Annotated in this window: 17 protein-coding genes and 1 tRNA gene; 11 read left to right on the top strand and 7 right to left on the bottom strand. The window is 65.1% G+C overall.

Annotated features, from left to right (window positions below; genetic code table 11):
• Positions 1 to 1,032 (bottom strand): LLM class flavin-dependent oxidoreductase, encoded by a 1,032-nt coding sequence (locus tag FXB41_RS26240; RefSeq protein WP_219683788.1) that lies wholly within the window; start codon positions 1,030 to 1,032, stop codon positions 1 to 3.
• Between the two features lie 150 nt (positions 1,033 to 1,182).
• The gene (locus FXB41_RS26235; protein ID WP_311985910.1) at positions 1,183 to 2,112 is read right to left on the bottom strand and encodes a LysR family transcriptional regulator; all 930 of its coding nucleotides are present in this window, start codon (positions 2,110 to 2,112) and stop codon (positions 1,183 to 1,185) included.
• A 106-nt stretch (positions 2,113 to 2,218) separates the two neighbouring features.
• Here FXB41_RS26235 and FXB41_RS26230 point away from each other — a divergent pair, with 106 nt between their 5' ends.
• From FXB41_RS26230 to FXB41_RS26220, 3 genes are read left to right on the top strand one after another with little or no spacing between them, the layout of a single operon-like run.
• Entirely contained in the window at positions 2,219 to 3,577 is a 1,359-nt protein-coding gene (locus tag FXB41_RS26230; protein ID WP_219683784.1) for an MFS transporter, read from the top strand.
• Positions 3,574 to 4,071, top strand: a complete 498-nt coding sequence (locus tag FXB41_RS26225; protein WP_219683782.1) for a GAF domain-containing protein — start codon at positions 3,574 to 3,576, stop codon at positions 4,069 to 4,071. The genes FXB41_RS26230 and FXB41_RS26225 overlap by 4 nt, the downstream gene beginning before the upstream one ends.
• Before the next feature lie 17 nt (positions 4,072 to 4,088).
• Complete coding sequence (locus FXB41_RS26220; protein WP_219683781.1) at positions 4,089 to 5,336, top strand: metal-dependent hydrolase family protein; 1,248 nt, start codon at positions 4,089 to 4,091, stop codon at positions 5,334 to 5,336.
• A 6-nt stretch (positions 5,337 to 5,342) separates the two neighbouring features.
• Here the strand turns inward: FXB41_RS26220 and FXB41_RS26215 are convergent, their stop codons facing one another.
• On the bottom strand, positions 5,343 to 7,400 hold the full coding sequence (locus FXB41_RS26215; RefSeq protein WP_219683779.1) for an ATP-dependent helicase: 2,058 nt from the start codon (positions 7,398 to 7,400) through the stop codon (positions 5,343 to 5,345).
• A gap of 127 nt (positions 7,401 to 7,527) precedes the next feature.
• Between FXB41_RS26215 and FXB41_RS26210 the strand changes: the two genes are divergently transcribed.
• Positions 7,528 to 8,118, top strand: coding sequence for a TMEM175 family protein (locus FXB41_RS26210; protein WP_007602905.1), 591 nt, complete (start codon positions 7,528 to 7,530; stop codon positions 8,116 to 8,118).
• A gap of 9 nt (positions 8,119 to 8,127) precedes the next feature.
• Here FXB41_RS26210 and FXB41_RS26205 read toward each other — a convergent pair whose 3' ends face one another.
• On the bottom strand, positions 8,128 to 8,508 hold the full coding sequence (locus tag FXB41_RS26205) for a YciI family protein (RefSeq protein WP_007602906.1): 381 nt from the start codon (positions 8,506 to 8,508) through the stop codon (positions 8,128 to 8,130).
• A gap of 197 nt (positions 8,509 to 8,705) precedes the next feature.
• On the opposite strand from FXB41_RS26205, the gene FXB41_RS26200 reads away from it, so the two are divergent.
• A complete protein-coding gene (locus FXB41_RS26200) occupies positions 8,706 to 8,897 on the top strand; it encodes a hypothetical protein (protein ID WP_219683778.1) in 192 nt (63 codons plus the stop codon).
• Between the two features lie 50 nt (positions 8,898 to 8,947).
• On the opposite strand, the gene FXB41_RS26195 is transcribed toward FXB41_RS26200, so the two are convergent.
• Positions 8,948 to 9,661 (bottom strand): substrate-binding periplasmic protein, encoded by a 714-nt coding sequence (locus FXB41_RS26195; protein WP_219683776.1) that lies wholly within the window; start codon positions 9,659 to 9,661, stop codon positions 8,948 to 8,950.
• Positions 9,662 to 10,043: 382 nt separating this feature from the next.
• Between FXB41_RS26195 and FXB41_RS26190 the strand changes: the two genes are divergently transcribed.
• From FXB41_RS26190 to FXB41_RS26165, 6 genes are all read left to right on the top strand, one after another.
• Entirely contained in the window at positions 10,044 to 12,446 is a 2,403-nt protein-coding gene (locus tag FXB41_RS26190) for an ATP-binding protein (protein WP_219683775.1), read from the top strand.
• Positions 12,447 to 12,815: 369 nt separating this feature from the next.
• A tRNA-Gly gene (locus FXB41_RS26185) sits at positions 12,816 to 12,889 on the top strand.
• A 364-nt stretch (positions 12,890 to 13,253) separates the two neighbouring features.
• On the top strand, positions 13,254 to 13,706 hold the full coding sequence (locus tag FXB41_RS26180) for a DUF2231 domain-containing protein (RefSeq protein WP_219683774.1): 453 nt from the start codon (positions 13,254 to 13,256) through the stop codon (positions 13,704 to 13,706).
• Complete coding sequence (locus FXB41_RS26175; protein ID WP_219683772.1) at positions 13,703 to 15,037, top strand: PQQ-dependent sugar dehydrogenase; 1,335 nt, start codon at positions 13,703 to 13,705, stop codon at positions 15,035 to 15,037. Before FXB41_RS26180 ends, FXB41_RS26175 begins: the two co-directional genes overlap by 4 nt.
• Before the next feature lie 18 nt (positions 15,038 to 15,055).
• Positions 15,056 to 15,259 carry a hypothetical protein gene (locus FXB41_RS26170; protein ID WP_007611681.1) on the top strand — a complete coding sequence of 68 codons (204 nt, stop codon included), beginning with the start codon at positions 15,056 to 15,058 and terminating at the stop codon, positions 15,257 to 15,259.
• A gap of 36 nt (positions 15,260 to 15,295) precedes the next feature.
• The gene (locus FXB41_RS26165; RefSeq protein WP_219683770.1) at positions 15,296 to 15,466 is read left to right on the top strand and encodes a hypothetical protein; all 171 of its coding nucleotides are present in this window, start codon (positions 15,296 to 15,298) and stop codon (positions 15,464 to 15,466) included.
• A 58-nt stretch (positions 15,467 to 15,524) separates the two neighbouring features.
• On the opposite strand, the gene FXB41_RS26160 is transcribed toward FXB41_RS26165, so the two are convergent.
• Positions 15,525 to 15,908: a type II toxin-antitoxin system VapC family toxin gene (locus FXB41_RS26160; protein WP_007602914.1), complete on the bottom strand. Its 384-nt coding sequence runs from the start codon at positions 15,906 to 15,908 to the stop codon at positions 15,525 to 15,527.
• On the bottom strand, positions 15,905 to 16,162 hold the full coding sequence (locus tag FXB41_RS26155) for a type II toxin-antitoxin system Phd/YefM family antitoxin (protein ID WP_007602915.1): 258 nt from the start codon (positions 16,160 to 16,162) through the stop codon (positions 15,905 to 15,907). Before FXB41_RS26155 ends, FXB41_RS26160 begins: the two co-directional genes overlap by 4 nt.
• Positions 16,163 to 16,171: the final 9 nt, after the last annotated feature.

Below are 16,171 nucleotides of genomic sequence, written 5' to 3'. Positions count from 1 at the left end.
TTACCCCATCATCTCGCGCACCATCGGCACCACCTTCCGGCCGTAGAGCTCAATGCTCTTCATCAGCTTCCCATGCGGCAGCGGGCCCGCTGAATACTTCAGCTGAAACCGCGAAATGCCGAGTGCCTTGGCGGTCTTGGCGATCTTGCGCGCGACCGTCTCCGGCGAGCCGACATAGAGCGAACCGTGCTCGGCCTCATTGACGAACTCGTCGCGGCCCATCGGTGGCCAGCCGCGTTCCTTGCCGATGCGGTCGCGCATCGCCTTGTAGTCGGGCCACAGCTCCTCGCGCGCCTGTTCGTCGGTCTCGGCGACATAGCCGGGCGAATGCACGCCGATCGGCTGGGCCGGGCGGCCGAACTCCCTGAACGCGCGGTGATAGAGATCGACGAAGGGCGCGAAGCGCGCGGGATCGCCGCCGATGATCGCGAGCATCAAGGGCAGGTCGTAATGCGCGGCGCGCACCACCGATTGCGGACTGCCGCCGACGCCGATCCAGGTCTTGAGCGTGCCGTTCGCGACCGGGGGATAGACCAGCTGTCCCTTGAGCGGCGGACGCAGCTTGCCTTCCCAGGTCACCGGCTTCTGCGACAGCAGCGCTGCGAACAGATCGAGCTTCTCTTCGAACAGCGCTTCGTAAGCCCGCAGGTCGAAACCGAACAGCGGAAAGGATTCGGTGAATGAGCCGCGGCCGAGGATCACCTCGGCGCGCCCGTTCGAGAGCGCGTCCAGCGTGGCAAAGCGCTGGAAGACGCGGATCGGATCATCCGAGCTCAGCACCGTCACGGCCGAACCGAGATGGATGCGCCTGGTCCCCGACGCGATGGCGGCCAGCACGGTCTCAGGGGAGGAGATCGCGAAGTCGGCGCGGTGATGTTCGCCGAGGCCGATGAAGTCGAGGCCGAGCTCGTCGGCCAGCACCGCTTCGTCGACGACGTTGCGGATCACCTGCGCGTGCGGAAGCATCGCGCCGGAGGTATCTGTGGTGACGTCGCCAAAGGTGTCCAGTCCGAATTCAAGCGGTGCGGTCATTGATGAGGTCTCTGCGGGCGCGGCTTGCGCGCCTGTCACTGGGGGAGGGGATTGGTTTGGTTGGAGCTAAGCAGCCGGGTCTGATGCGCAATGCTGCTTCGAGAAACCCATTGTTTCCCTTTCTTCTTGGTGTCGGGGGGGGCCGCGGCTTCAGTCGGACCTGGCGAACATCTCGACCAGGGTCTCGCGCAGCCAGCGCTGCGCCGGCACGGTGTCGTTGCGCTGGTGCCAGAACAGGCTGACGATGCGCGGCGGCGCCTTGAGCGGAAGCGGCATGGCGAGCAGGAACGGCGCGTGCCGGGATTGCGAGCGCAAATCGCTCGGCAGCACCGCAATCAGGTCGGACTGGCGCACCACCTCGTAGGCGGCGCTGTAGTGATTGACGGTCGCGACCAGGTTGCGCGATAGCCCGCGCGAGGCGAGGAAGAGGTCGTAGGACGGCAAGGTCTTGCCGGCGAGGCTCACATCGACATGCCCCGCGTTGAGGAAGCTGCGCGTGCTCAGCCGCTTCATCGCCGCGACCGGATGGCCGCGCCGCATGAAACAGGCGTAGTCGACGGTCCACAGCGAGCGCGAGCGGATGGCGGCCGGTTGCTGCGCCTCGTTGACATAGACGCTGAGCACGCAATCAACGCGATTGTCCTCGAGCTGGTCGGCGATCTCCACGACGGTGTTGGGAACGGTGTGGATTCGCGCCTTGGGCGCGACCTTGCCGAAATGGTTCAGCAGGTTCGGCATCACCAGCGAGGCGACGTAATCCGACATCGACAGGCTGAACTCTGTCTGCGCACGGTGCGGGTCGAACACCTGCTCGTCGAGCGCGCCGCGGACGGTTTCGAGCGCTTCGCCGATCGGCTCCCACAGCACCACGGCGCGTTGGGTCGGACGGATGCCGGTGCCGGACCTGACGAACAGGGGATCGCCGAGCGCGTCCCGCAGGCGTGCGAGCGCGTTGCTGACCGCAGGCTGCGTCATCAGAAGCGCGTTGGCGGCGCGCGTGACGCTGCCCTCGGTCATCAGGGCCTCGAAGACTTTCAGCAGGTTGAGGTCGAGCTTTCGGAACGACAGAACATTCACCACAGTAATGTACTAGATCATGATTATAAATTATGACGATAATATCTCCTTGTCTATGGTTCCCCCAGGGATGAGCGGAGTGCCGGCCGCCAGACAGAGGGGGACTTTCATGTCGATGATTTCGGCGCGCATCGAGCGCCTTCCATTCGCGCGTTTCCATAAGCATCTGCTGCTGATGGGCGGGCTCGGCTATACATTCGACGCGATGGATGCAGCGGTGCTGGCGTTCATCCTGCCGGTGTTGCGCACGACCTGGAATCTGTCGAGCGTGCAGATCGGCGTGCTCGGCAGCAGCACCTATATCGGCTTCCTGTTCGGCGCGCTGCTGGCGGGCACGCTGGGTGACCTGATCGGCCGTCGTGCGGTGATGATGTCGGCGCTGGCGCTCTATTGCGTCGCATCCATCGTCAGCGCGGCGGTGAACGACTGGTCGTCCTTCTTCGCCGCCCGGGTCGTCGCGGGCATGGGCACCGGCGCGGAGAGCGCAATCATTGCGCCCTATCTGGCGGAATTCGTCGCACGGCGTTACCGCGGCAGCTTTACCGGCGCGCTGGCCGGATTCTTCTCCTTCGGTTTCGTGGCGTCGGCCTTGCTCGGCTATTTCATCGTGCCAGCCTATGAGAACGGCTGGCGCATCGTTCTGGTGATCACCGCGGTGCCGGTCGTCATGCTGCTGTGGTGGCGCAGGGCGCTGCCGGAATCGCCGCGCTGGCTGGAAAGCCGGGGCCGTGAGAAGGAAGCCGCAGCCGTGCTCGACAGGATTGAGGCCGGCTTTGCGAGCCAAGGCCATGTCCTGCCACAACCGGTCGTCGAAGCCGCGGCGCCTGCCGTGACTGGTGGGACGCTGCTTGCCAATTTCGCCGCGCTCCTCGCCGGCCGCCAGGCGCGCATCACCATCATGACCTGGATCATGTGGCTTGCGATCACGTTCAGCTACTATTCCTTCTTCGTCTGGATCCCCGGCCTTCTGGTCCAGAACGGCATGAGCATCACCAAGAGCTTCGCCTATTCGATCGCGATCTATTGCGCGCAGATTCCCGGCTATTTCAGTGCCGCGTATTTCAACGAGCGCATCGGCCGGCAGGCGACCATCGCCTCCTACATGGTGCTTGGCGGCGCAAGCGCGCTCGGCCTCGCCTTCGCGCAGAGCGACCAGCACATCATGGTGGCGGGAATTCTACTGTCCTTCTTCATGAACGGCACCTATGCGGGCGTCTATGCCTATACCGCCGAGGTATTTCCGACGGCGGTCAGAACCACCGGCGCCGGGCTCGCTTCCGCGATCGGCCGCATCGGTGCGATCGTCTCGCCGATCCTGGTCGGCTATCTCTATCCCAATTTCGGCTTCGCCGGCGTCTTCGGCCTCACCACAAGCGTGCTGCTGTTAGGCGCGCTCACCGTGGTGCTGATGGGGGTGCCGACGCGCGGCCGTTCGCTGGAAGAGATTGCGGCGGGTGAAGTCGCGTGAGGGAAACAAAACGCCGGTCCGATCCGCTGCTCTGCGCCGTGGCGGCCGCGCAGGGCAGGGCGGATCAGCCGGATGCCCTGTACTCGGCGCTGGACGACGCCTTGAAATCGGCGATCGGCCACAAGCTGTTCACGATCCTGACCTATGACGACGACACGAGGGAAGCAGCGCGGGTGTATTCCAATCTCCCCGGACCTTACCCGGCGGGCGGACGCAAACGCCTGGCGCCGGGGCCGTGGACCGAGGCTGTGCTGGACCGCGGCGAGGCCTATATCGGCCGCACCCGGGACGATCTGCGCGAGGTGTTTTCCGATCACGAGCTGATTGCTTCGCTCGGCTGCGCGAGCGTGCTCAACATGCCCGTGCGCTGGCGCGGGCGCACGCTCGGCTCGCTCAATCTGCTCCATGAAGCAGGCTGGTACGGCGAGGACGATGTCGCTGCGTGTCTTCCATTCGCCCAGCTCGCTCTGCCCGCGCTGCTCATCCAGTCCTGATCAGACAGGAAGTCGTCATGTCCCGTGTGCTCTTCAAGAACGCCGCTCTGCTCGATCCGCTCCAGCCGGACCTCCTGGAGGGACATCACGTGCTGGTCGAGGACAGTCTGATCAAGGAGGTCTCCGATCGGCCGCTCCAGGTGGAAGCCGACCGCACGATCGATCTGAAGGGCAAGACGCTGATGCCCGGCCTGATCGACCTGCATGTGCATGCGATCGCCGTCGAACTCAATCTGGCGCAGCAGGTGCACATGCCCAACGTGCTGGTGACGCTACGCTCGACGCTGCTGCTGCGCGGCATGCTGCGGCGGGGCTTCACCACCGTGCGCGACGCCGGCGGTGCCGGCCATGCGCTGAAGCAGGCGATCGAGACCGGGCTCACCGACGGACCGCGGCTGTTCGTCTCGGGACGTGCGCTCAGCCAGACCGGCGGCCACGGCGACATGCGGGCCCGCTCGGACTACCTCGCCAGCGACGCACCGTGCCCGTGCTGCGTGCGTGTCGGCGCGCTGGCGCGCGTTGCCGACGGTGTCGATGGCGTGCGAAGGGCGGCCCGCGAAGAGCTCCAGATGGGCGCCGACCAGATCAAGATCATGGCCTCCGGCGGCGTCGCCTCACCGACCGACCCGGTCGGCGCCTTCGGCTACTCCGAGGACGAGATCCGCGCCATCGTCGAGGAGGCGCGCGGGCGTCAGACCTATGTGCTCGCCCACGCCTACACCGCTGCTGCGATCGAACGCGCCATTCGCTGCGGCGTGCGCACCATCGAGCACGGCAATCTGGTCGATGCTCCGACCGCGCAACTGATGGCCGAGAAGGGCGCCTATGTGGTGCCGACGCTCGTCACCTACGAGGCGCTGGCCAACGAGGGCGCCCAATACGGCCTGCCGCCCGAAAGCGTGGCCAAGATCGCCGATGTCCGCGACGCCGGCCTGCGTTCGCTCACGATCTATCGCGATGCCGGCGTGAAGATGGGGTTCGGCAGCGACCTGCTCGGACCGTCGCAGCGTCTGCAGAGCGACGAATTCCGCATCCGCGCCGAGATTCTCGGTCCGCGCGCCGTCATCGCCAGCGCGACATTGGTCGGCGCCGAGGTGCTCGGCATGGAGGGCAAGCTCGGGCGCATCATGCCCGAAGCCATTGCGGACCTGCTGGTGGTCGACGGCAATCCGCTGCGCGATGTTGCCTGCCTGCTCGGCCAGGGCGAGCACATCCCGATGGTGATGAAGGCAGGCAAGGTCCAGTTCGACCGGCTGGGCGCGTAGCCGGCGTTACCGCCACATTCCGCGCATTCGAGCGCCGATGTCGACCTTCGGGCCTTGCGCGGCGGTGCGCGCTGCGCTTGCCCCGGCCTTCGGCCAGGCAGTGCGCTCGAACAGATAGACCAGCTGCTCCGGGATGAAGCGGGTGCGCGAGGCGTAGACGTGGCGGTCGCCCTTGGCTGCCTGGCCGTGGGTGAAGAAGCGCTGCGGCACCACGAGGTGCAGGTCGTCCTTGGCGCGCGTCATCGCGACATAGAGCAGGCGGCGTTCCTCCTCGAGCTCGGCGCTGGTGCCGGCGCCGAGATCCGACGGCATGCAGCCGTCGACGACGTTGAGCACGAACACCGATTTCCACTCCTGGCCCTTGGCGGAGTGGATGGTGGAGAGGATCAGATAATCCTCGTCGCGCAAGGGTGGCCCGGATTTGTCGCTGGTCGCATCCGGTGGATCGAGCGTGAGCTCGGTCAGGAATTTCTCGCGCGAGGCATAGCCGCTCGCGATCTGCTCGAGCTGCATCAGATCGGCGCGGCGCGTCTCGGAATCCTCGTGCAGGCGATCGAGATGCGGTTCGTACCAGAGCCGCACGCGTTCGAGGTCAGCCGGCCATTCCGAATAGCGCAAATTTTCGATGGTGCGGACGAAGCCGGTCCAGTCCGCGCCGGTGCGCGGCGGCACCGGGAGCTGGCCGAGCGCGGCGAGCGGATCGGAGCTCTCCGCCATCTGGTCGAGCACACGCTGCGCCGTCGCAGGTCCGATGCCCGGCAACAGATGCAGGATGCGAAAGCCGGCGACGCGGTCGCGCGGATTCTCAGCGAAGCGCAGCAGTGCCAGCACGTCCTTGACATGCGCGGCATCGAGAAACTTGAGCCCTCCGAACTTGACGAAGGGAATGTTGCGGCGGGTGAGCTCGATCTCCAGCGGGCCCGAATGCGAGGACGTTCGGAACAGCACCGCCTGGTGCTTCAACAGCGCGCCTTGCTCGCGAGTGGCCAGCACTTGCTCGACGATGTAGCGGGCCTGGTCGGCCTCGTCGTGCACGGTGACGAGCTGTGGTTTTTGCGTGCCGGCGCGGTCGGTCCAGAGGTTCTTTGTAAAGCGCTCGCGCGCCAGGCCAATGACGCCGTTGGCCGCTGCCAGCACGGGTTGCGTCGAGCGGTAATTGCGGTCGAGCGTGATCATCTCGGCGCGCGGCGAGAAGCTCTGCGGAAAATCCAGGATGTTGCGGACAGTGGCGGCGCGGAACGAATAGATCGACTGCGCGTCGTCGCCGACGACGGTGAGGCCGCGCCCGTCCGGCTTCAGCGCCAGCAGGATCGAGGATTGCAGGCGGTTGGTGTCCTGATATTCGTCGACCAAGACGTGATCGAAGCGGCCGCCGATTTCTTCCGCGATCGTCGCATCGCTCATCATCTGCGACCAGTAGAGCAGGAGGTCGTCGTAATCGAGCACGTGCTGGGCCTGCTTGGCCTCGACATAGGCCGCGAACAGGCCCTTCAGCTCGGGCGCCCAGCCTGCGCACCAGGGATAATGCGCCCCCAAAACCTTCTCGATCTCCATCTCGGCATTGACGCAGCGGGAGTAGATCGACAGGCAGGTGCCTTTGGCGGGAAAGCGGCTCTCTGTCTTCGACAATCCGCGCTCGTGCCGGACCAGATTCATCAGATCGGCGGAATCCTCGCGGTCGTGGATGGTGAAGGCAGGATCGACGCCGATCCGCTCGGCATATTCGCGCAGCAACCGTGCGCCGATGCCGTGGAACGTGCCGGCCCAGCTGAGCGCGTCGCGCATGATCGCGGCGTTGTTCTCGCCAAGCACTTTTCGGGCGATGCGCTCGACCCGGCCGGCCATCTCGGCCGCGGCGCGCCGCGAGAACGTCATCAGGAGGATGCGGCGCGGATCGCTGCCCGCGACGATCAGGTGCGCGACGCGATGGGCCAGCGTGTTGGTTTTGCCGGAGCCTGCACCGGCGATGACGAGCAGGGGCGCGCCCACGGTCGCACCATCGGCCACACCATGCTCCACGGCGCGGCGCTGCTCCGCATTGAGCGTGTCCAGATATGTCGCCACGAATCGCCCCGGTGAAACAGCCAGACTCGGCGATCCCGCTGCGAATCGCAATGCGTCTGGACGGGACCGATGTTAAGACCTAGGGACAAGACGGCCCAAGGTTCCATTCCGAAAAGCGCCACCCGGCATGACCGAGCTCAAATCCGACCAGTTCGAGATGCGACGGCTGGAATCGCTCAGCAACACCATTTTTGGCGTTGCCATGACGCTGCTCGCCTACGATCTGCCCAGGGCCGCGGTCTTCACAAGCGCGCCCGACTGGAACGATCTGGCCCGGGTCTATTCCGGCAAGCTCGCGGGTCTTGCGCTCAGCTTCATCATCGCCGGCGTGTTCTGGATCAGCCATCACCGCCGGCTGGCGCGCCAGCCCGTCGGCAGCCGCGGCGCGGTGATCCTCAATCTGTTTTTCCTGCTGTCGATCGTGCTGCTGCCGGTGACCAACGGCCTCTACACCAACTACCCCACGAGCAGTGCGGTCGCCGTGCTCTACGGCCTGCACCTGACCACCATCGCCGGCCTCAATGCCTGGCTGTGGTGGAGGATCCTGGGCGGCTGGCGCCACGAGATCATGGCCTCGCTGTTTCCGCTGCTGGTGTTTATTCCGGGCACGGTCGTTGCGGCGTTCGCGCCGCAGGTCGCGCCGTTCGTGTGGTTCATCGCCTTCGGCGGCCTGCTGATCCAGCGCTTCTATGTCGGGCCGACCGGGACGGACGCGTAGGGCCGCGGCTCAGCCTTGCGTCGTGCCGAACCCGTCGGCCGGCACGTAAAGCTTGACCGGGCGAATTTCGTAGACCGCTGACGGATTGACCTGACGCAGCGTCCGCGCGGCCGCGATCGCCTCCTCGTCCGTGTCGTATTCGACGAGGTGGAAGCCCAGAAGCTGCTCCTTGGTCTCGGCAAACGGGCCGTCCAGCACGACGCCCGCGCCGGGGCCACGCAAGGTGCGGGCCTTTCGGGTCTCATCCAGGCGGGCGGCCGGGCCAAAATGCCCGCTTGCCCGCAGCGGTGCCTGAACCTCGATGACTTTGGCCACGACCGCGGCGTCCTTCTCGGGCGTCCAGGACAAGATCTCGTCTTCCACGTGATAGGCCAGGATGGCGTAAAGCATCGTCACCTCGTTGATTTTCGCTGCGCGCGTCCGAAGGACGTATCACCACCGTCGCAGCCGACAATGGGCTTGAGGAAAATATTGCGTCGCGGGGTGCGGCGACGAAACCTTCCCGAAACCCGATTGCGGCCGAAAGGTGTGAACGCCGCTCGAAATCGGCGCGACTGATGGCCACTAAGAACACTTCGGAGGCGGCCATGTCGACCATCAAGATCATCTGCAAGATCATCTGCGACGCGCGTCGGGCGGGAAAGTCGGACGCCGCGGATCTGCACGACCAGAGCGGCCACCACCGCTATTACGGCAGCTCGGCCGAGAGCGGCGGCGAGCGCATCCTCGAAAGCCGGCGCGGCAAGCGCCCGCGCGCAATGAGCGTTTGCGGCTTCTAGACCCGACGCGGTTGCGGTGCGGGAGCAGACTCGCACGAACTGACCGCGTCTCACATCCCGCTCAGCACCTGCTTGATCAGGGTTTCCCGCAACCGGGCGAGTTCGCCGCTCGTCTCCATCTGCTCGATCATCCTTCCGACCTTCGGCACGAGATCGCGATGCCGTTCATGCAGATGGTGGTAGATGCTGATGCGCTCGAGTGGCGGCGAGAGCGGATGGATCCTGGCCTGGAGATTGAGTTTCTTCACCGCAGCCAACCCGCTGAAGAGGTCGGTGACCATCACGTCGAAGCGGTCGGCATCGAGCATCTTGACCATGTTGTCGAGGCTTGTCGTCGCCGTGACCCGGGTCATGCCGCGCGTACCGGCTTCCGACGAGCCGACGCCGCGTACGATGCCGATGCTGTAGTCCCTGATTGAATTCCAGCCGGCGACGTCGAACTGCAGTTTCGTGGTGAAGACAGCGGGCTCGATGTAATTGATCGCAGGTGTCACCTGGATCAGCGTCGGGTAGTCGCGAGAGAGCGTTCCGATCCGCTGGACCTCGCCGTCGACCTGGCCGGTGCTCGACAGCGCGAGCGCGCGCTTGCCGGGGACATCCTCGAATTTGAGCTTGATGTTCAGCCTGGCATAAACCGCGCGGAGCATCTCGCCGCCGACATATTGGTCGGGAATATCGGCGATGCGTGCGAGCCGGATGACTTCTTGCGCCTGCGACGGGCCTGCCGCGAGCAGCAACAGGCAGACCACGACTATCCGCCTCATGACGCATCTCCCTGGCCATGCCTTTTGGGCGTGCCCTGCTAACATCGGATTCCGGGGCCGCGCGATCTACCGGAGATGGCAGCTGCGCCAGTCCGCAACGTTGACAGCACGTTCCCGCTGTGCGGGCGAGCTCCGGACTTTCACCGATGTCATTCTAGCACGCGAGGTGGTACTTTGCCCGGGAATCCTGCTGCTGGGCGCAAGATATGACCCCGTCGAACTCAGGCCGCCCAAGGGCCGACAGGATCAAGGGCCGATAGGATCATCGGCCGACAGGATCGCCACGCGCACCGCGTGCTGAGGCAGGGCCTCAACCGTTCACTTTGCTCGCGGTTGCGGTCGGCCGGCTGAGCAGGTGCCGCCATTTTCGGGGACGTGGTGCATGGGCAACGCAGGTGACGATGATACCAAGCGCCGCCGCGCCATTGCGCCGGTGGCTGCGAAGCAGGATTTGACCGGCATCGGCGCCGCGCTCGCGCCTCCGATGTTCGCGGCGCTCCTGTCGCGGATCTTCAACTGGTCGCGCAGCGGCGTCGGGCCCCGGCTGCTTGCCGCCGTGCTGCTGTTCTCATCGGTCGTGACGCTGACCCTGACTGCGCTCCAGCTCTATCTGGATTACAATCGTGAGGTCGGACTGATCGAGACGCGGCTAGACGAGATCGGCCGCAGCACCACGGGCAGCCTCGGAGAGAGCCTATGGAATCTCGACCAGAACCAGCTCAAGCTCCAGCTCGATGGCATTCTGCGGCTGCCTGACATCCGTGCGGCGGAGGTCCGCGAGATCGTCGATCGGCCCAATCCGATCCGTGTCGAAGTCGGCGAGCGAAACACCCGTTCGATCATGACCCGGGAATTTCCGCTGAGCACCATGGTGCAGGGGACCTCGCGCGCCATCGGCACGCTGCGGGTCGAGGCGACGCTGACCGACGTCTATCAGCAATTGCTGAACAGGGCCCTCGTCATTCTGGCAAGCCAGGCGGCAAAGACGTTCCTCGTCTCGTTGTTCATCATCTACATGTTTCATCTGCTGGTGACCCGGCATCTCGTCGCCATCGCCGAGTACGTCGGCAAATACAGCCTCGGACGGCCGCCGCCGCCGCTGCGCCTGGAGCGCCGGTCGCCTTACGAGGCCGACGAGCTGGACAAGGTGGTCGTTGCTTTCAACGCCATGTGCGCCAACCTCGAACATGCCTATGGCGAGCTGCGCGAGGCCAATGGGAATCTCGAGCGTGACCTGAAGATCCGGCAGCGCGCCGAGGAGAACGCCCGCGCGAGCGAGCAGCGCTTCCGTGATTATGCCGAGACCGCATCCGACTGGTTCTGGGAGACCGGCCCGGATCACGTGTTCACCTACATTTCAGATCGGGCCGATGCTTTCGGCATGGACCACAAGGCGCTGATCGGGAGGCGCCGTTCAGACGCCGCCTTCGACCGCGATGCCGAGCCCCAGAAATGGCGCGCTCACTTGGCGACGCTGGATCGCCACGAGCCGTTCCGCAAGTTCGAATATCGCGGCCGCGATGCGGCTGGCCGCGCGCGCCATTTCAGCGTCAACGGCCGGCCGGTGTTCAGCGCCGACGGACGCTTCATGGGGTATCGTGGTTCGGCCACCGATCTGACCGAGCAGCACGAGACCGAGGAGCGGCTTCGCCAGTCGCAGAAGATGGATGCGATCGGCCAGCTCACCGGCGGCGTCGCGCATGACTTCAACAACGTGCTCACTGTCATCACCGGCACCATCGAGATCATCCGTGAGGGGCTGGCGGACAAGCCCGACCTCGCCGCGATCGCCCAGCTCATCGACGATGCGGCGGCGCGAGGCGCGGAGATCACCTCACAGCTCCTGACCTTTGCGCGTCGCCAGCCGCTGGAGCCGCGCGAGCTTGACGTCAACGGCCTCGTGCTCGAGACGGCGAAGCTGTTGAAGCCGATCCTGGGCGGAAACGTCGAAATCGTCACCCGCCTCGCGGACGACGCCTGGGCGGCGATGGCCGATCCGTCGCAGCTGTCGTCGGCGATCATCAATCTCGCCGTCAATGCGCGCGATGCGATGGCTGGCGGCGGCACGCTGACGCTCGAGACGGCAAACCGCGAATTGGATGGTGCTGGTGACGGCGACGCTACGTGCGGCGCCTTCATCATGGTCGCGGTGGCCGACACCGGTCATGGCATCCCCGCCGACCTCCGCGACCGCGTGTTCGAGCCGTTCTTTACCACCAAAGGGGTCGGTCGCGGCACCGGGCTCGGCCTCAGCATGGTCTACGGCTTCGCCAAGCAGAGCGGCGGCAGCGTTGCGATCGAGAGTGAGGAAGGCCGCGGCACCGTGATTCGGCTGTTTCTGCCGCGATCTGCGGGCGGAGCGCAGACGAGGACCGGGCCACTGCAGGCGCCCGCGGCGGCACGCGGGCACGAGACGATTCTCGTCGTCGAGGACGATCCGCTGGTGCAGGGCTATGTCATCGCCCAGCTTGGCAGCCTCGGCTATCGCACCCTCGCGGCCGGCGACGGCGCAACCGCGCTTGCGCTGGTGCAGCAGGGCGCCCAATTCGATCTGCTGTTCACCGACATCATCATGCCCGGCGGCATGAACGGGCAGGAATTGGCCGAGGCCGTGCGGCGCCTCCGCCCGGGGATGAGAGTGCTCTATACGTCCGGCTATACCGACAACGCCCTCGACCACGAGGGTCATCTCGGTTCCGGCGTTGCGTTGCTGAGGAAGCCGTACCGGAAGGCGGACCTGTCACTGAGGATCCGCGAGGTGCTCGCCGGCGAGGCGCTCCCCTGAACAGCAGGCGCGATGCCAACGAAAAAGGCGCGGCGGAGAGGCCCCCGTCGCGCCCGATTTGTTGCTCGCTGGTCCAGGGCTGAGAGCGCCCCGATGCCAAGCCTTTATTCAAAGCTTAGCGGGCGATCCCAGCGAGGTGACAGCGCTTGGTAAAAGACACTGGATCACCTCCTTTCGTTGGTTGCGGAAGATTTCAATATAGGCAGCAATTCCGGTGTTGTTAAGGGGAGGCGGGTCGGGAGGAACCAGCGGCTGTTCGCAGGGCCGGGAAGGCGCTGGAAAGCCGACTCTTGGGCAGTTGATCTTGTGTTGGGCCGTTGATCTTGGGCAGTTGAGACCGCCGCCCGGCCGTGTTAGGGAGCCCCTGTCGCGGGTGTAGCTCAATGGTAGAGCAGCAGCCTTCCAAGCTGAATACGAGGGTTCGATTCCCTTCACCCGCTCCATCCCAACAATTGTTGCATCTCGATGGACCGACCCTCTCCGGGGGCAGGTCAGTCCCAATGTCGGCTGGAGCTTGGCATTTCGACAGGACGGCCGGTGACGGTGTGGGCGGCATTGCGATAACCGGTATCGGCGTTGCGGGGATCGGGGATCACTGAGTTCAAATTGCGTTGCGTTTTTCGAGGGCACGAGCTCGCGACGACATGGCGGATGCCTGCGTGCATCTGATGCAAATCGTCGGTTAGCCCGGGGAAGCGGGCGTCCGCGGCGTATCAGGCGGCACGCCGGTGACTGCGCAAGCGTAGGAACCTTCACCGCCAGCATGAGTTGGCCGTCGGGCGGGGCGAAAGTCACACGAGGTCAATCGTGCAAGACAATTTGCGTGTGCGCTCGACCGCGCAAATCGCAGGCCATCCGATTCATCCGATGCTGGTGCCGATCCCAATCGCGTGCTTCATCGGGGCGCTGCTGACCGACATCGCCTATGTCGTCAGTGCCGAGATCATGTGGGCGGATTTTTCGGCCTGGCTTCTGGTCGTCGGCGTCATCTTCGGCGTGCTGGCCGCCATCGCCGGCCTGACCGATTTCCTCGGCAACCGCCTGGTGCGGGCACAAGCGCCAGCCTGGCCGCATCTGATCGGCAACGCGCTGGCGCTGATCCTGGCAACCATCAATGCGTTGATCCACACGCGCGATGCCTGGACCTCGGTGTGGCCGACCGGGCTCATTCTTTCAGCCATCACCGTATTGATCCTGCCGGTCACCGGCTGGCTCGGCTGGGCCATGGTGTATCGCCACGGTGTAGGAGTTGCGCGATGAACTCCGCAATCGCTAGGGCGCTGTTGTGCGCCTCGCTGCTGTGTCTCGCCGGCTGCAATGACGGCAGTGGCGATCCCAAGGCGCAAACCGGCGCCAACCCGACGCTGCCCGACATCCAGCAATATTGGCTGCCCCCGATGCACATCGCCCGCATCGTCGGCTGGAAAAAGGACGAGACCCCGGCCGTTGCGCAGGGCTTGCAGGCCAAGGCCTTCGCGACCGGCTTGCAGCACCCCCGATTTCTCTACGTGCTTCCCAACGGCGACGTGCTGGTGGTGGAATCCAAGGCGCCGAAGGGTGCTCCGATCAAGCGGCCCAAGGAAATCGTGATGGGATATGTCGAGTCCTGGGCGACATCCGGCGGCGACACCGGCGAGAGCAACCGCATCACGCTGCTGCGCGACAGCAACGGCGACGGCGTCCCGGATACGCAAAGCGTCTTCCTCGACCATCTCAACTCGCCGTTCGGCGTCGCGCTGGTCGGCAACGATCTCTATGTCGCCAACACCGATGCGATCGTCAGATATCCCTACACCGAAGGCGATACCAAGATCACCGCGCCGGGCACGGTACTGACGCCGCTGCCGGGCGGACCGATTGACCATCACTGGACCAAGAGCCTGGTCGCGAGCCCCGACGGTTCAAAGTTGTATGCCGGCGTCGGCTCCAACAGCAACATCACCGAGAACGGCATGGAGGCCGAGCACAATCGCGCCGCGATCCTCGAGGTCGACCGTGCCAGCGGCCGCTGGCGCATCTTCGCGAGCGGCTTGCGCAATCCCAACGGTCTCAGCTTCGAGCCGCAGACCGGGTCGCTATGGACGGTGGTGAACGAGCGCGACGAGCTCGGTCCCGATCTCGTGCCGGACTACATGACATCGGTGAAGGACGGCGGCTTCTATGGCTGGCCCTACAGCTATTACGGCCAGCACGTCGATCCTCGCGTCAAGCCGGAGCGACCCGACCTCGTTGCCAAAGCGATCGTGCCTGACTACGCGCTGAGCTCGCATGTCGCGCCGCTTGGAATGGCTTTCAACACGAGCGCGAGTTTGCCGCCCGCCTATCGCGGCGGCGCCTTCGTCGGCGAGCACGGCAGTTGGAACAGGCAGGTCTTGAACGGCTACAAGGTCGTGTTCGTGCCGTTCACGGACGGCAAGCCGAGCGGCCCGCCGCAGGATGTCGTCACCGGCTTCCTCAACAGCGACAACCACGCGCGCGGGCGGCCCGTCGGTGTCGCCATCGACAAGACCGGCGCGCTGCTGGTCGCCGACGACAGCGGCAACACGGTTTGGCGCGTGACCGCCGCGCACCCGCAGCTCACGCAGCGATAGATCTCGAGGAGTTACACCATGGGCCTCGCGCAATACACGATCGTGCCGGTGCAGGACGAATGGGGCGTGCTGCACGACGGCGACGTCAAGAACAGATACAGCACCAAGGAGGCGGCTTTCGAGTCGGCGGTTGCCGCAGCATCGCTGGCGCTTCGCGAGGGACACGAAGTCCATGTCAGCGTGCCCGGCCGCGAAGCCGGCGAGAACGCGCTGGGAATTTGACCGGACACTCCGAGCAGAACACTTCAGGAGGCTGCGATGACCAAGCCCCGTGAGCCGAACGGCATTGAACCCTCCCGCTCCGAAGACGACATTCAGCGCGACCAGCTCGGGCCGCGTGGCGTGCCGGATGCGCCGGATCCGGCCAAGATGACGCCCCAACGCGACAAGAAAACGCCGAAGCACGTCGATCCCGGCCATACAGCCTGACGGGTGCCCCGCGGCTTTTCTGTTCGGCCGGTAAGTCGCCGCCGCGGCAGTCGTCGACTTACGCCGCCGCAACGATATCCGTCTTGGCAAAGTCGTCGCCGACGTAAAGAAGTGCGCAGCCATGCTCCTTGGCGACATCGTAGGCGAAGCAGTCACCAAAGTTGAGACCGGCAGGACGAATGCCTTTGCCCCAACGCGAGTAGATCTGCGCCACGCGTTCGGCCGATGCTTGGGTCACCGAGATCACGTTCAAACCGAGATCGTTGATCAGCTTGTTCATTTCTTCGTCGACGCCCCGCCGTGCCGCGACGATCAGGCTTTCTGCAATGGAGGCCGCCGAGATCAGGATTTCGTCGGCGGTTTCCAACGCGGTGATGCAAGCATCGGCCTGCGGTTCGTCGAGCACGATCGCCATCAGCGCGGAGGTATCGAGCGCGATCATTCCGGCAGTCCGTCATCGCCGAAAAGAAAGTCCTGACTGCGCGCGGCGCTCGGTCCGGGGATAGCTTTGGCCCCGCCGGTCCTTCGCGCCGCCTCGAGCACGGTCCGGCGGGCGGCGCGGTCCGGCGGAAGCCTGACCGGGACGAGCCGCACCGCGGGATGTCCATGCCGCGTCAGGATCACCTCGTCGCCGGCCTCTGCGCGGCGGACAAGATCGGTCAATTGTCCTTTTGCGTCGGTGACGGAGACCCGCATCTCATTGTC

The organism is Bradyrhizobium canariense (assembly GCF_019402665.1).
GTDB classification, from domain to species: domain Bacteria; phylum Pseudomonadota; class Alphaproteobacteria; order Rhizobiales; family Xanthobacteraceae; genus Bradyrhizobium; species Bradyrhizobium canariense.
The sequence above is the reverse complement of the archived record's forward strand: the minus strand, read 5'-3'. Positions and strand labels throughout refer to the sequence as shown.